Raw genomic sequence first — 15,073 nt, forward strand, 5'->3', positions numbered from 1 at the left:
TTCGACACAGGCGCATCGCACGGTCTGCCAGCACAAGAGGGAGCAGGGACATGGCTGACGGATCGCCCACCGCAATGGTCACGTTCAACCTCGATGGGGCCGAGGTCACGGTCCCCGAAGGCACCTCCATCTGGGAGGCAGCGCAGGGCAGGGGCCTTGTCATCCCGCATCTCTGCCACATGCCTGCGCCGGGATACCGCCCGGACGGAAACTGTCGTGCCTGCATGGTCGAGGTCGAGGGAGAGCGCACACTCGTTGCCTCCTGCATCCGCCCCGCGGCGGAGGGCATGGTCGTGAAGACCGATACCGACCGGGCAAGGCGCTCACGGGAGTTGGTGATCGAGCTGCTGGCCGCCGACCAGCCGGAGGTCGCGCACGATGCCTCCTCCCATTTCGCCGCGATGGCGGCAGCGACCGGCGTGACCGGAAGCCGCTTTCCGGCGTTGGAGCAGGCGCGTGTTCCCTTGCTCGACGCGAGCCACGTGGCAATGCGCGTCAACCTCGATGCCTGCATCCACTGCAACCTGTGCGTTCGGGCCTGCCGCGAGGTGCAGGTGAACGACGTGATCGGCATGGCGGCGCGTGGCCATGATGCCCGGATCATCTTCGATCAGGGCGATGCCATGGGCGCGTCGTCCTGCGTGGCCTGCGGCGAGTGTGTGCAGGCCTGCCCCACCGGCGCGCTGATGCCGGCGGCCCTGCTCGACGCGGCGCAGGCCGGCGACAGCGGCGATTTCGACAGCGAGGTCGAGACGGTCTGCCCCTATTGCGGTGTCGGCTGCCAGCTGTCGTTGAAAGTAAAGGACGGCAGTATCCGGTCAGTTGAGGGGATCAACGGACCGGCCAACGAGAACCGCCTTTGCGTAAAGGGCCGGTTCGGCTTCGACTACATCGATCACCCCCACCGGCTGACACGGCCGCTCATCCGTCGCGACGACGCGCCGCCCAAGGGGCTGAACGTCGATCCGGGCAATCCGCTCACGCATTTCCGGGAAGCAAGCTGGGACGAGGCGCTGGACGCCGCGGCCAACGGTCTGGCGAAGCTGCGCGAGGAGGCGGGCACGCGTGTTGCGGGCTTTGGCTCGGCCAAGTGCTCCAACGAGGAGGCCTACCTTTTCCAGAAGCTGATCCGACAGGGGTTCGGCCATAACAACGTCGATCACTGCACGCGGCTTTGCCATGCGTCCTCGGTTGCTGCCCTGCTGGAGAATGTCGGGTCCGGTGCCGTGACTGCGACCTTCAACGAGATCGAGAACGCCGACGTTGCCATCGTCATCGGCTGCAACCCGATGGAGAACCATCCTGTCGCGGCGACCTACTTCAAACAGTTCGTCAAGCGCGGCGGCAAGCTCATCGTGATGGACCCGCGCGGTCACGGGATGAAACGCTTCGCCTCCCACATGCTGCAGTTCAGGCCCGGGGCGGATGTGTCGCTGCTCAACGCGATCATGCATGTGATCGTGGAGGAGGAGCTCTATGACCGGCAGTACATCGCTGCGATGACGGAGAACTGGGAGGCGATGAAAGATCACCTCGCCGGGTTCCCGCCCGAGGCGATGGCGGAGGCTTGCGGGATTGCACCTGACGTGCTGCGCGACGTGGCGCGGACCTTTGCCGGCGCGCAGGCGGCAATGATCTTCTGGGGCATGGGCGTCAGCCAGCATGTCCATGGCACCGACAACGCCCGGTGCCTGATCTCGCTGGCGCTCATGACGGGGCAGGTGGGTCGACCGGGCACCGGGCTGCACCCGCTTCGCGGACAGAACAACGTGCAAGGAGCCTCGGACGCCGGGCTGATCCCGATGTTCCTGCCGGACTACCAGAGCGTGACAGACGACGGTGTGCGGTCCGCCTTCACGGAGGTCTGGGGGTCGGAGGATTTCAGTGCCCGGAAGGGTCTGACTGTCGTGGAGATCATGGACGCGGTCCATGAGGGCAGCATTCGCGGCATGTATATCCTGGGCGAGAACCCGGCGATGTCGGATCCTGATGTCGAGCATGCCCGCGCGGCGCTGGCGTCGCTGGAGCATCTGGTGGTGCAGGACATCTTCCTGACGGAGACGGCCTGCTACGCGGATGTGATCCTGCCCTCCTCCGCCTGGTACGAAAAGACAGGGACCGTGACCAACACCAACCGGCAGGTGCAGATGGGCCGGCCCGCAGTGTCGCCACCGGGCGAGGCGAAAGAGGACTGGTGGATCGAGGTGGAACTCGCAAGGCGGCTTGGGCTCGGCTGGAGCTATGGGCACCCGCGCGAGATTTTTGCCGAGATGAAGCTGAACATGCCGTCGCTTGCCAACATCACATGGGAGCGGCTGGAGAAGAGCGCGGTGACCTACCCCTCGCTTTCTCCGGACGATCCGGGGCAGGCGATCGTGTTCGGGGATGGCTTCCCGCGCGAAGATGGCCGTGCCCGGTTCACCCCCGCCAACGTGATCCCGCCCGATGAAGTGCCCGACGCGGAGTATCCCTTCGTCCTGATCACCGGGCGGCAACTGGAGCACTGGCACACCGGGTCCATGACCCGTCGCGCCACCGTGCTCGACGCGGTGGAGCCGGAAGCGAACTGTTCGCTGCACCCGCGCACGCTCCGCGACCTTGGGGTGGAGGCGGGAGAGTACATCCGCCTGACAACGCGCCGTGGCAGTGTCACAGTGATGGCCCGGTCGGACCGCGCGGTGGCAGAGGGCAACGTGTTTCTCCCCTTCGCCTACGTAGAGGCCGCCGCGAATATCCTGACGAATGCGGCGCTGGACCCCTATGGCAAAATTCCGGAGTTCAAGTTCGCGGCTGTTCGGGCCGAAAAGGTGGCGCCGGTGGCTGCGGAGTAGGGGCTGTTGGCAGAACGTTGGCGGTTGGGGACGCGCACCACGGCCCGGAGTGGTGTCGTTGAGTGTCTCCGCCCAGAAGCAAACTCTCCGGCTTCCAGTTGGATCGACTTCAGCGCGAAGAAGCGTGATATGTTCTTTCGCTTGCGAGAACAGGCGGTAGGCTAGTCGAAGGCTCATTCACCGGAGTGCATTAGCATTTGCAACGGCTCCGGCAAGCATTGCGTCTTTTGTCACCGCTATCCGTTGCCCGGCAGTGCAATGCGATGCACGAAAGAAGCATCGTCTGGTCGAGAAGAGCCGCCACAAGGTTCTGACCAGCTCGCTGCGCCTGCGGATGCGCTACAAGTGCCACCACGGGGGGCCGCGAGAGCGAGGTCGACATCGTGCGCGGGGCGTTGTCGAGCGATCACGTCCGCATGTTCGTGTCGGTGCCGCCAAAGCTCGCCATCTCGGATCTCGTGCGCAAGATGAAGGGGGGGTCGTCTTTTAAGGTCCAGCGCGAGTTCCCTGCGATCAGTAAGTGCTACTGGGGATGCCGGTTCTGGGGCAGGGGCTACGTCTCAACCACCAACGGTGCCATCCATTGCCCGACAGGGCATAGCGCAGCAATGTCTCGAAGGGGCCGAAGGCATCGCGCTTCACGACTTCGAACAGCACATTGCCCATCCTTCTTGCGTGTGCCGCCAGTCGTTCAGTGGTGAGCAGGGATGTAAGGACTCATCCTGACACCTTGCGGGAATGAACAGGACCGAGCGCACGCCACGGGACTGAGCCTGCCATCGGGTGCGGGCGGCGCACGCCTGTCACCAAGCTCCTGAACCCGGATCCTTGCAAGAGCAATGCGGCGACAGCTGTGCTTGGCTGTGGGCGGGACACTTCGTCGTCGAAGTAACAGCGATCCGGAGAGACAACGGCCAATCGGATCTCGGCAGACCTGTGTCCCGTGTGAGGGATTTCGCCTGCGCCGCCCCGCGTCGCGCTCCCCGTCAGGGGAGCGCAAACACTGTTTGCATACTGCGATGGCCCCTCGTCACGGAGAACGGCCTGACGGCATTGGCCAACCCACTCAGCGGCTGTTCCCGCCTTGGCGTCGGTATTTTCGAGCTCCGGCCGATCAGCCGTAGTGATCCACCGGAGTCCCGGCGATGGCAGACATGTTGAGCAGCCCCCGAGAGGTGATCGAGGGGGTCACCACGTGTGCCCGATTGCCCATTCCCATCAGGATCGGCCCGACCTCCAGCCCGTCGGATTTCATCTTGAGGATGTTGCGCACCGCGCTGGCCGCGTCTGCATTGGCGAATACCAGCGCATTTGCTGCCCCCTCCAGGCGGGATTGCGGCAGCAGCCGGTTGCGGATCTCCTCGTCGAGCGCCGCGTCGAGGTGCATCTCGCCCTCGTACATGAAATCCGGCGCCCGGCTGCCGAGCAACTCCATCGCACCGCGCATCCTGCGGCCGGAATCCGTGTCCAGGTTGCCGAATTGCGAGTAGGAGCACAGTGCGATCTTTGGAGTGATGCCGAACCGCCTGATATGACGGGCACATCCTTCGACCGTATTCGCGATCTGCTCCGGTGTCGGCTGCTGGTTCACCTGGGTGTCGGCGATGAAAAGCGGTCCATCCTGCAGGATCATCATCGACAGCGCGGCAACCGGCGCCATCGTGCCCTCCTGAAGCAGTTGGGTGACGTAGTTCAGGTGCCAGCTGAACTGCCCGAATGTGCCGCAGATCATGCTGTCGGCCTCTCCGCGATAGACCATGATCGCGGCAATCGCCGTCGTGTTGGTGCGCATTATCGTCCGCGCAAGATCCGGGGTCACGCCGCGGCGGGCCATCACACGGTGATAGGTTTCCCAGTACTCGCGGTAGCGCGCGTCATGCTCCGGATTGACCAGTTCGAAATCCACGCCCGGGCGGATCGAGAGCCCCGCGGCCTCCAGCCGTGCGTTCACCGCATCCGGGCGGCCGATCAGGATCGGCACAGTGGTCGTATCCTCCAGCATGGCGGAGGCGGTGCGCAGGACCCGCTCGTCCTCGCCTTCGGCAAAGACCACGCGCCGACGGGCCTTGGCGGCGGCTTCGAAGACCGGACGCATCAGCAGGGCGGAGCGGAAGACCGCGCTGTCGAGCTTTGCCTTGTAGGCTTTCAGGTCCTCCAGCGGACGCGCCGCCACGCCCGAGGCCATGGCTGCCCGGGCCACGGCACTGGCCACAACGCCGGTCAGTCGCGGGTCGAAGGGTTTCGGGATCAGGTAGTCCGCCCCGAACGACAGCTGCTCTCCCTTGTAGACGGAGGCGGTCTCCGCCACCGTCGTGGCCCGTGCGAGCGAGGCGATGGCATCGATGCAGGCCAGCTTCATCTCGTCATTGATTTCCGTGGCCCCGACATCCAGCGCGCCGCGAAAAATGAACGGGAAGCAGAGCACGTTATTGACCTGGTTGGGATAATCTGAGCGCCCGGTGGCCAGGATCGCGTCGGGCGCGACCTCGCGCGCGGCCTCGGGCATGATCTCCGGCGTCGGGTTGGCGAGCGCGAAGATGATGGGGCGATCGGCCATCCGGGCGACCATGTCCGGCGTCAGCACGTTGGGACCGGACAAGCCAAGGAAAAGATCCGCGCCCGCGATCACTTCGTCCAGTGTCCGCAGATCGGAAGCCTGGGCGAAGCTGTCCTTCTTCGGGTTCATGTCCTCCTCGCGCCCCTCGTAGACGAGCCCGTTGAGGTCGCAAAGCCAGACATTCTCCAGTTTCACGCCGAGTTTCACCAGCATATCGAGGCACGCAATGCCCGCCGCGCCGCCTCCGGTGGAGACGACCTTGATGTCCTCGAAGGCCTTTCCGGCAACCAGAAGCGCGTTGGTCGCAGCGGCACCGACAACGATGGCCGTGCCGTGCTGGTCGTCGTGGAACACGGGGATGTTCATCCGGTCGCGACAGATCTTCTCCACCACGAAACAGTCGGGCGCCTTGATGTCTTCCAGGTTCACTGCACCGAAGGTCGGCTCCAGCGCGCAGACGATCTCGGCGAGTTTCTCGGGGTCGGCCTCGTCCACCTCGATATCGAAACAGTCGATGTTGGCGAATTTCTTGAAGAGCACCGCCTTGCCCTCCATCACCGGCTTGGAGGCCTGCGCGCCGATGTTTCCGAGCCCCAGCACCGCCGAGCCATTGGAGATAACGGCGACAAGGTTGCCCTTGGAGGTGAAACGCGTTGCGTTGGCGCTGTCGGCGGCGATCTCCATGCAGGCCTCCGCCACGCCGGGGGAATAGGCCCGGCTCAGGTCGCGGCTGTTGGCAAGCGGTTTCGTTGCGCGGACTTCCAGTTTTCCGGGCCGGGGAAACTCGTGGTAGTCCAGCGGTGCGCTCTGGGGTTTTTGTTCTGGTGTGTCCGACATGTCCCGCCTCCCGTTGGTCCCGGCGAGCGATATCCCATCCTTTCCCCTTGGGAAACCGCAATCCGTGAAGCCGCAAGGTGTCCGCAGACGATCGGTGGACCATCAGGCGAAGTAGAACGCCCGCGCCGTGTCGCCAAAGACCGCTGCGTGGGCCTCCTCAGGGACGAGGGACCGCATCGCTTGCGTGAGGGTGCTGTAGTTGGAATAGAGGCTGTCCACGGGGAAGTTGGAGCCAAACATCAACCGTTCCGGCGAGAACTGGGCGATGCAGGTTTCCACGATTGGGGCGATGCTCTGCGGTGTCCAGTCGTGGTCGAACATGCCAAGGCCGGAGAGCTTGCACCAGAGGTTGGGCAGGGCGGACAGAGCTTCCAGCCGATGGGCGTAGTCCGCCAGCCCCGATGGGCTTCGGTCGTGCGGCGATCCCGCGTGACACAGGGCAAAGCGCGTGCGCGGCGTGTCGGCGATCAGCCGTGCCATGGGCTCCATGAGTTCCGGCGTCAGTTGCAGGTCGAAGGAAAGGTTCATGTCTCCAAGGAGCGCGAGCCGCTCCGCGAAGGCCGGATTGGCCAGAAGGCTGTTGGTGCCGGTCTGGCTGTCCTCGCCCGGCGCCCGTCCGACAATCTGGCGGACGCCCCGCACCGAGGGCAGTGCCGACAGACGCGACAGCATGTCCGGAGCATCGGGCGCGGTCAGGTCGCAGAAGGCCACCTGTGCAAGGGGCCAGTCGGGATTGGCGTCGGCGACGGTCTGGATCCACCGGGCCTCTGCCAGCCCATCGGCCGCACCGACCTGTATGTGGACAGACGCGCCGAACCCCATGGCCCGCGCATTGGCCCGGAACTCCTCTATGAGATAGTCCCGCTGAATGGGCGTCGGGTCGCCGAAGAAGCGCACCGCGCCACGTTCCATGAGCCAGGGATACCGGACCGCGGTCAGATCCCAGAGGTGATGATGGGCGTCAATTTGCATGGTTCAGGTCCTCGGCACATCGGCCATTCGGGCCAGCACATCCAGACCTTGCTGCTTCCAGAAATGCAGCAGGTCTATGAAGATCCAGTTCTCCGCCAGTTTGTCGCCCGCCCGGCGGTAGATGTCGATGACGCGGAACTCGCCGGGCTTGCCAGTTGCGGGCATGCCCATGAAGCCACCGGTGGGGGTGGCCACGAAGTTCGGCCACCCGAAGAAGCCGCCATATCGACCTTCCGCCATCCGGCAGAGGTGGCCCGTGCCGGATCGCTCGGTGAAGCCGTCACGGAACGGGGCGGAATGCTGTTTGGCGTAGCGTTCGATCGTGTAGGTGGATCCGATCCCGGCCGGTCCCCACCAGATCATGTCATCCGCCCAGGTGCGTGCGAGTTCTTCCTCCAGCGGCAGGCCAAGCTGCCACTGACCGAGGTCGGAGATCATTGCGTTGATCAGTGTCAACGTCGCCTGGCTCTCTGCCGGATCCTGCGGATCGTGCAACAGCCCGTCATGGGTCATGGGCCCTGGCTGGACGAGATGGGCGGCGGTCTGCGGTGGGAAGGGCTGCAATCCCGCCTGCATCATCAGGTGGGGGATGTCGAAATACATCGCCGTCTCCGCGATCTTTCCATCCTGCACACGATTGAACTCGCAATACCGCAGAAAGGCCATCTTGCCCGTCGGCGGGATCCCGAGCCAGGGCGCATCGAAAAGCCCCATCAGGTGGCCCATCGATGCGACCCAGATCGATTCGAATCCGTCGATCTCGTTGCGTCCGGCAAAGAATACGTCCTGCCGCCTTTGCAACCGCGTCAGGGAGTGACGCAGGGGCAGCCAGAAGCACTCCGCAACCGATTCGGCGCCGGTGATTTCGTTGAACGGATGGAAGCCCCGCCACCTGTATCCGGGGGTCGCAGCCGCCAGAAGGCAGCGTGAAATCTCTTCCTTCGGCGCGCCATCCAGCGTCCGGTAGAGGCTCGTGATCACGCTCTTCGCGTTTTGCAGATCGTTCATTTTGTCTTTTGTTCAGTCTCTTGCGGTGCAGTCTTGATTTGATGCCCGAGCATCGGCGCCGGTTTTGAATGCGTATGCAAAAAAGCTTGCCTGAAAACCGGATTCCTGTCTAACCTTTTTGCAAGCGTATGCATCGAGCAAATGCGGTGTCACAACCAACAGGGGTCCCGATGGCTGAAATCCAACTCCGCAATGTTCACAAGCGCTGGGGCAGCTTCGTTGGAGTCGAGGACTTCAACCTCACCATCGCCGATCGCGAATTCCTTGTCCTGCTGGGGCCGTCCGGATGCGGCAAGACAACCACGATGCGAATGATCGCGGGGCTGGAGGATGTGACCGAAGGTGAGATCGCGATTGGCGGAAAGGTCGTCAATAACCTGGAGCCCAAGGATCGCGATGTCTCCATGGTGTTCCAGTCCTACGCCCTCTACCCGAACATGAACGTCTACGAGAATATCCGCTTTCCGCTGAAAGTCCGCGGAGTGGATCCCACCACTCACGACGAGAAGGTCATGCGCGCCGCGGACATGGTGGAATTGCGCGACTTCCTTCACCGCAAGCCGGCCGAGTTGTCCGGCGGCCAGCGCCAGCGCGTGGCGCTGGCCCGTGCAATTGTGCGCGAGCCGAACGTCTTCCTGATGGACGAGCCGCTGTCGAACCTCGATGCCAAGCTGCGTGTATCTACCCGTGCGCAGATCAAGAACCTCTCTCACGAACTGGCTGTGACCACGATCTACGTGACCCACGACCAGATCGAGGCGATGACGCTCGCCGACCGCGTGGTGGTGATGAAGGCAGGCATCGTCCAGCAGGTCGGCAGCCCGACAGATATCTACGACACCCCGGCCAACACCTTCGTCGCCAGTTTCATCGGCTCACCGGCGATGAACCTGATCGAGGGCGAGGTGAACGGTGGCATGTTCCATTCCGAACACACGTTGATCGACGGGGTGAACCTGCCCGACGGCAAGCTGGTGCTGGGGTTCCGGGCAGAGGACGCCTGGATCGCGCAGGACGGCGAGGCGGGCCAGATCAATGCTCCGATCTATACGCAGGAACTGCTGGGGGACGCGGTAATGATCTCCGTCCGGATCGGCGGTGCCCTTGTGTCGGTCAAGGCCGACAAGACCTATCGCGCGGAGATCGGCGAGACCGTCTCCATCTGTGTCCCCGACACGATCTGCCATCATTTCGCCGCCGACACAGGCGCGCGGATCGGGGAGTGATCCCCCCAAATCAACGATCCGGATGTCGACAATGGATCGCACTCACAGGGAGTAAAACGAGATGAAGCTCAAAACCCTAGCCCTTGCTGGCGCCATGTCGCTGATGTCCTCGGTGGCATTTGCGGAATGCGCTTTCGAGAATACCGTGCCGCTGAAGTCGCTCTCCGCAGGCTTCGAAGCGTGGAAGGCCGTGACCGATGCGATGGCCGAATGCGGCAATTTCGAAGCCTCGCTGGACCAGGAGTTCCGGGAGAAGCAGCCCGAAGCCTTTGCGGCCAACCCGTCGCTCTACCATATCGGTGGTGTTGCCAACTCGACGATCATTCCACTTCTGAACGCGGGCTCCATCCGTCCGCTCGATGATCTGGTTGAGAAGTATGGTGCCAACCTGACACCGAACCAATTGATCAAGATCGACGGCAAGATCATGGCCATCGCCATGATGGTGAACACCCAGCACCTGATGTACCGCGAGGACATCCTGAACGATCTGGGCATCGCCGTGCCCACGACCTATGCCGAAGTCCTCGATGCTGCTGCCAAGATCAAGGAAGCGGGCGTCGTGGAATATCCGATTGGCGGCACATTCAAGACCGGCTGGAACCTGGGCGAGGAGTTCATCAACAACTTCCTCGGTGAGGGCGGCGAGTTCTTCACCGACGGCAACATGCCCAATATCAACAACGAGAAGGGCGTTGCTTCTCTGGAAGTCATGAAGGCGCTGACCGAGTACATGGACCCGGAGTACCTCGTGTCCGACTCGACATACGTCCAGCAGCAGTTCCAGCAGGGCAAGATCGCCATGTCCAACCTCTGGGCCAGCCGGGCGGCGGCCATGGATGACGAGGCAGAGAGCCAGGTCGTCGGCAAGGTGGTGATGGCGGCAGCCCCGATGGGATCCGCCGCGCCCGCCACGTCGCTCTGGTGGGATGGCCTCGTCTTCGCCACCAACATGACCGACGAAGAAGCCGACGCCGCGTTCCGTGTCGCCATGGAGGGGATCGACGAGGAAATGGTCAAGGCCAACAACGATGCTGCCGTCTGGCTCGTGCCCGGCTATGCCCCGGGTCGGCTGGCCGTTGGCGCCGCCGCGACCGCCGCAGCCGGCGCGCGCCCTTATCCCGGGTCCGGCCCGATGGGGATCATGCACACCGTGCTGGGCAACGGCATCTCAGACTACCTGACGGGCGCCAAGGATGCAGCCACGACCCTGGCTGATATCGAGGCCGCCTATGTGACCGCGGCAAAGGAAGCCGGACTGGTCAAGTAACGCCCGTTTGTCCCCCCGGGGAGGGCCTTTCGGGACCCTCCCCGTACTCCCCGGAGGAAAGGCAGAGAAATGAAGTTCAAGACATTCGCAGTCTTCGTCGGACCGTCCGTCCTGATGATGCTTCTTTTCATTGCCTTTCCTTTGGTGAGCGTTTTCCTGCAGAGCTTCCAGGTGACGCAGCCGGTCTATGAGACCGTGGAGGTCGAGACCTGTACCCCCGGCTTCCTGGAGCAGACCTGTGTGACGGAGATGAGTTCGGTCCCGAAGCTCGACGAGCACGGAGAAATCATCACCACCACGACCTTCGTGGGGTTGCAGAGCTACCGCAATGTGCTCGAGCCGGACCGGGCCTGGGCGGCGATCAAGGCGTTCGACTGGCGGGGATTGCAGACCATCGATTTCTGGAAGGCGCTGCGCTTCACGCTGACCTTCACCTTCATCACCCTGCCGCTGGTGATCGGAACGGGGCTCGCCATCGCGCTGGCCATCAACAACGCTGCCCGTTCGGTCAAGGGGCCGGTGATCTTCGTGTCGCTCCTGCCATTCATCATCACGCCGGTGATCGGGGCGCTGTCCATCAACTGGCTGTTCCGCGGCGACGGTATCCTGACCGCCTGGCTCGAACGCATGCTCGACCGCGACATCGCCCTGTTCGCGCAGGCCTGGACCATTGAGGTCCTGATGATGATCTATCGTGTCTGGCACGTGGCGCCCTTTGCCGCCATTGTCTTCTACGCGGCGCTTCAGACGGTGAACCACGACAGCCTCGAATCCGCCCTGATCGACGGCGCGACCCGCTGGCAGCGCCTGAAGTACATCGTCATCCCGCACCTGATGCCGCTCATCGTCTTCGTTTCGATGATCCACCTGATGGACACCTACCGGGCGTTCGAAGAGATCGTCGGGTTCTCCTCACAGGGCTATGTCATTTCGCTGCAATGGCTGACCTATGACTTCCTGGTGCCGGACCAGGCCGGGAACCGCTCTGTCAGCCGCGCGTCCGCCAGCGCCATGCTGACGATGATCGGGATCGCCATCATCCTGGTCCCACTGCTCAAGCGCACATGGCGCGATCACCGCAGGAGCCACTGACATGCAAGCTGTCCATCGCCAGCCGCTGAGCCTGAAGTTGCTCTCCTCCGGCTTCCTGTTCTTCTGGTGCATCGTTGCCGCCTTCCCGATCGTCTGGATCACCGTGATGAGCTTCAAGTCCCCCGTGGACGCGTTTGACGCCAGCGCGCTGAACGTCATTTTCGGTCCGCAGACACTGGCCGATGGCAAGGGGATCTCGCTCCTCGACATCCTTGCCTACCTCGGCGTGGCCATCTGGATGGGCAGGAGCATCAAGCGCACCCTGCCGGGCATGGTCATGACCTTCGCGGACAAGTCAGGGCCGGTGTGGCTTGGCTGGATCATCGGTGCGAGTATCACCGGGCTCGTGGTCCTGGTGGTGTTCTTCGCGCTGCTGCCGACGGTTCTCGGCTTTCTCAACCCATTGGTCGGGCCGCTTGGCCGGGACATCTGGGGCTTCACCACCGAGCACTATACGACCGTCTGGATCGACCGCGCCTTTTACCGTAATTTCCAGAACTCGATGATCGTCACCGCGGGGGTTGTCACGGTCTCGCTGACGGTCGGTACGCTGGCAGGCTACGGGCTGGCGCGTTCGGGATCGGTGCTGGCGTTCGGGATCCTGATCATCGCACTGGTGTTTCGCGCCCTGCCGCCTTCGGTGCTGGTTGCGGGCTACCTGCCGGTTTTCATCAACTCCGCCGAGCTTCTGCGCCCATTCCTGGGGGATGCCGCGCCAACGCTCTATGGCAAACCCTATGCGGTGATCGCGGTGCTCGTCGCAATGAACCAGCCGTTCACGATCTGGATGCTGCGAAGCTTCTTCCAGAATATCCCCGCCGAGCTCGACGAGGCTGCGCGTGTGGATGGGTGCAATCATTTCCAGGCCTTCCGGCGCGTGATCATGCCGGTAATGTGGCCGGGGGTGATCACCACGGGGCTGTTCAGCTTCCTGCTGGCTTACAACGACTTCCTTGTAACCTCGCTGCTGCTGGATGCACAGAACCAGACCATGGTTCCGGCCATCGCGGGCATGTTCAACCGTGAGACCACCACGACCGACCAGGTCGTCGCCGTGGCCGCAGCCGTGTCCATTACCGCACCGCTCATCATCCTTGTCATGGTGTTCCAGCGGCAGATTGTCAGTGGCCTGACGGCAGGGGCCGTGAAGGGATGAAATCGCTTGCCAGGGCCGAAATGGGGGGGCTCCCGCCCGTCAGGGACGCATCGAAGATGCCCCCCTTCCCATTGGGCGTGGCGCGCCTTCGGCGCGATCCCGTCCGGTCGTGCCGTTGCCAGACTCTGCAGGCCACGGGCCATCGCTTCAGCTCGCGGGGAGCGCGCTGCGCATGAGAGGATCCCGCCCCGAACAGGCCGTGCTCTCCCGCGACACGGACATGCGCAAGACCGAAGCGACCCGGGCCGTGATCGAAGGCATGGTCGACGGTCTGAATGACCATCGCATCGGCGATATCGGCGAATTCTTCGCCGAGAACTTCCGCTGGATGGGCAATGCCGGCTGCGGCACCAAGTCCGGCCTGCGGGAGTTTCAGGACAATTGGCAACGCCCGTTTCAGGCGGCGTTTTCCGACAAGGTCTGTATAGACGAGGCACGCCTTTACATGGGCGAGTGGGCCGCGGCGTTCGGCCGGCAGGAGGCCACCCATTCCGGCCCCTTCATGGGCGTGGCCCCGACCGGCAAACGGGTGGAAATCCGCTACATGGATTTCTGGAAAGTGGTGGACGGGAAGATCGTGGACAACTGGGTCATGGTCGATTTTCCCCACGTTCTGGCCCAGCTCGGGACCGATGTCTTTGGCGGCGAGGGCTGGGAAACCTACGACCGGGGCGAGCGCAAGGCGCCGGGCCCGGAGTGAATGCAGGGTATCTGGCTACGGTACCGGTTATTGGGGAAGACGGATGACAATTGAGTATCTCAAACGTGGCAAGCCCGAGGCGGAACGCGCCGAGAATGACGCCAAGACCCGGGCGATCGTCGAGACCACGCTGAAGGCGATCGAGGAGGGGGGGGACACGGCCGTGCGCGCCCTGTCCGAGAAGTTCGACAACTACTCGCCGACGGCCTTCCGGCTGAGCCAGCAGGACATCGACGCGCTGATCGCCCAGTTGAGCGACCGCGAGCTGGCCGATATCGACTTCGCCCTGACGCAGGTGAAGCGCTTTGCGCAGGCGCAGCGCGACTCGATGCTGGATATCGAGGTGGAGACGCTGCCCGGTGTCATCCTCGGCCACAAGAACATCCCCGTTCAGTCCGTGGGCTGCTACGTCCCCGGGGGCAAGTTCCCGATGGTAGCCTCGGCCTACATGTCGGTCGCCACGGCGAGTGTTGCCGGTGTCCCGCGCATCGTCGCATGCACGCCCCCCTTCGGCGGCGCGCCCAACGCGGGCGCGATCGCTGCCATGCACCTCAGCGGGGCGCATGAAATCTATGTGCTTGGGGGAATCCAGGCGATTGGCGCAATGGCAATCGGGACGGAGACGATCGACCCGGTCCACATGCTGGTCGGGCCGGGAAACGCCTTCGTCGCCGAGGCGAAGCGGCAGCTGTTCGGTCGCGTCGGGATCGACCTCTTCGCCGGGCCGACGGAGACGATGGTGATCGCCGACGAAACCGTGGATGCGGAGCTTTGCGCCACCGACCTGCTGGGGCAGGCCGAGCATGGCTACAACTCGCCGGCGGTCCTGGTGACCAATTCGCGCAAGCTGGCCGAAGAGACCATGTCGGAGATCGACCGTATCCTGGAGATCCTGCCGACGGCCGAAACCGCGCGGGCAAGCTGGACCGAATATGGCGAGGTGATCGTCTGCGACAGCTATGACGAAATGCTGGAAGTGGCCAACGATATCGCCTCCGAACATGTGCAGGTGATGACGGACCGCGACGACTGGTTCCTCGACAACATGACCTGTTACGGCGCGCTTTTCCTGGGGCCACGGACGAACGTGGCCTATGGCGACAAGGTGATCGGCACGAACCACACGCTGCCCACGAAGAAGGCCGGGCGGTACACAGGCGGCCTCTGGGTCGGCAAATACCTGAAAACACATAGCTATCAGAAGGTTCTGACGGATGAGGCGTCGGTGTTGGTCGGCGAATACGGCTCTCGCCTCAGCCTGTTGGAGGGCTTCGTTGGCCATGCCGAGCAATGCAATGTCCGGGTGCGCCGCTACGGGGGCATCAATGTGCCCTATGGCGAAGCGGCGCCAACCCGGGACGCGGCGGAGTAGAGGCACGGTCCGGGCGGCGTTTGTTCGCACCGCCGCCGGGAATGTGTGGACG

10 protein-coding genes and 1 pseudogene are annotated in these 15,073 nt (G+C 63.5%); 8 read left to right on the forward strand and 3 right to left on the reverse strand.

Annotated elements, in window-relative coordinates:
- The first annotated feature begins 50 nt into the window (after positions 1-50).
- Complete coding sequence (gene fdhF / locus CLV78_RS00870; RefSeq protein WP_106202889.1) at positions 51-2,831, forward strand: formate dehydrogenase subunit alpha; 2,781 nt, start codon at positions 51-53, stop codon at positions 2,829-2,831.
- Positions 2,832-3,205: 374 nt separating this feature from the next.
- Positions 3,206-3,532, forward strand: a pseudogene (gene tnpA, locus CLV78_RS24355) (IS200/IS605 family transposase); the annotation flags it as partial.
- A 413-nt stretch (positions 3,533-3,945) separates the two neighbouring features.
- Here the strand turns inward: tnpA and CLV78_RS00880 are convergent.
- The 3 genes from CLV78_RS00880 to CLV78_RS00890 all read right to left on the reverse strand — a co-directional run bounded on the left by CLV78_RS00880 (position 3,946) and on the right by CLV78_RS00890 (position 8,205).
- Positions 3,946-6,225: an NADP-dependent malic enzyme gene (locus tag CLV78_RS00880; protein WP_106202890.1), complete on the reverse strand. Its 2,280-nt coding sequence runs from the start codon at positions 6,223-6,225 to the stop codon at positions 3,946-3,948.
- A gap of 102 nt (positions 6,226-6,327) precedes the next feature.
- Complete coding sequence (locus CLV78_RS00885) at positions 6,328-7,197, reverse strand: amidohydrolase family protein (RefSeq protein WP_106202891.1); 870 nt, start codon at positions 7,195-7,197, stop codon at positions 6,328-6,330.
- Between the two features lie 3 nt (positions 7,198-7,200).
- Positions 7,201-8,205 (reverse strand): ester cyclase, encoded by a 1,005-nt coding sequence (locus CLV78_RS00890; RefSeq protein WP_106202892.1) that lies wholly within the window; start codon positions 8,203-8,205, stop codon positions 7,201-7,203.
- A 170-nt stretch (positions 8,206-8,375) separates the two neighbouring features.
- On the opposite strand from CLV78_RS00890, the gene CLV78_RS00895 reads away from it, so the two are divergent.
- The 6 genes from CLV78_RS00895 to hisD all read left to right on the forward strand — a co-directional run bounded on the left by CLV78_RS00895 (position 8,376) and on the right by hisD (position 15,021).
- A complete protein-coding gene (locus CLV78_RS00895) occupies positions 8,376-9,431 on the forward strand; it encodes an ABC transporter ATP-binding protein (RefSeq protein ID WP_106202893.1) in 1,056 nt (351 codons plus the stop codon).
- Between the two features lie 61 nt (positions 9,432-9,492).
- Positions 9,493-10,701 (forward strand): ABC transporter substrate-binding protein, encoded by a 1,209-nt coding sequence (locus tag CLV78_RS00900; protein ID WP_106202894.1) that lies wholly within the window; start codon positions 9,493-9,495, stop codon positions 10,699-10,701.
- Positions 10,702-10,770: 69 nt separating this feature from the next.
- Entirely contained in the window at positions 10,771-11,793 is a 1,023-nt protein-coding gene (locus CLV78_RS00905; RefSeq protein WP_106202895.1) for a carbohydrate ABC transporter permease, read from the forward strand.
- A gap of 1 nt (position 11,794) precedes the next feature.
- Positions 11,795-12,949, forward strand: a complete 1,155-nt coding sequence (locus CLV78_RS00910) for a carbohydrate ABC transporter permease (protein WP_106202896.1) — start codon at positions 11,795-11,797, stop codon at positions 12,947-12,949.
- A 172-nt stretch (positions 12,950-13,121) separates the two neighbouring features.
- Positions 13,122-13,649: an ester cyclase gene (locus tag CLV78_RS00915; RefSeq protein WP_106202897.1), complete on the forward strand. Its 528-nt coding sequence runs from the start codon at positions 13,122-13,124 to the stop codon at positions 13,647-13,649.
- A gap of 43 nt (positions 13,650-13,692) precedes the next feature.
- Positions 13,693-15,021, forward strand: a complete 1,329-nt coding sequence (gene hisD / locus CLV78_RS00920; RefSeq protein ID WP_106202898.1) for a histidinol dehydrogenase — start codon at positions 13,693-13,695, stop codon at positions 15,019-15,021.
- The last annotated feature ends 52 nt before the right edge of the window (positions 15,022-15,073 follow it).

Origin of the sequence: Aliiruegeria haliotis, assembly GCF_003003255.1 — a bacterium.
GTDB lineage: Bacteria > Pseudomonadota > Alphaproteobacteria > Rhodobacterales > Rhodobacteraceae > Tropicimonas > Tropicimonas haliotis.

What these genes read in the sequence shown, in the direction of transcription:
- CLV78_RS00885 (WP_106202891.1), bottom strand. Translation starts at nt 7,197, where the DNA reads ATGCAAATTGACGCCCATCATCACCTCTGGGATCTGACCGCGGTCCGG.
- fdhF (WP_106202889.1), top strand. Translation starts at nt 51, where the DNA reads ATGGCTGACGGATCGCCCACCGCAATGGTCACGTTCAACCTCGATGGG.
- hisD (WP_106202898.1), top strand. Translation starts at nt 13,693, where the DNA reads ATGACAATTGAGTATCTCAAACGTGGCAAGCCCGAGGCGGAACGCGCC.
- CLV78_RS00915 (WP_106202897.1), top strand. Translation starts at nt 13,122, where the DNA reads ATGAGAGGATCCCGCCCCGAACAGGCCGTGCTCTCCCGCGACACGGAC.
- CLV78_RS00910 (WP_106202896.1), top strand. Translation starts at nt 11,795, where the DNA reads ATGCAAGCTGTCCATCGCCAGCCGCTGAGCCTGAAGTTGCTCTCCTCC.
- CLV78_RS00880 (WP_106202890.1), bottom strand. Translation starts at nt 6,225, where the DNA reads ATGTCGGACACACCAGAACAAAAACCCCAGAGCGCACCGCTGGACTAC.
- CLV78_RS00895 (WP_106202893.1), top strand. Translation starts at nt 8,376, where the DNA reads ATGGCTGAAATCCAACTCCGCAATGTTCACAAGCGCTGGGGCAGCTTC.
- CLV78_RS00900 (WP_106202894.1), top strand. Translation starts at nt 9,493, where the DNA reads ATGAAGCTCAAAACCCTAGCCCTTGCTGGCGCCATGTCGCTGATGTCC.
- CLV78_RS00905 (WP_106202895.1), top strand. Translation starts at nt 10,771, where the DNA reads ATGAAGTTCAAGACATTCGCAGTCTTCGTCGGACCGTCCGTCCTGATG.
- CLV78_RS00890 (WP_106202892.1), bottom strand. Translation starts at nt 8,205, where the DNA reads ATGAACGATCTGCAAAACGCGAAGAGCGTGATCACGAGCCTCTACCGG.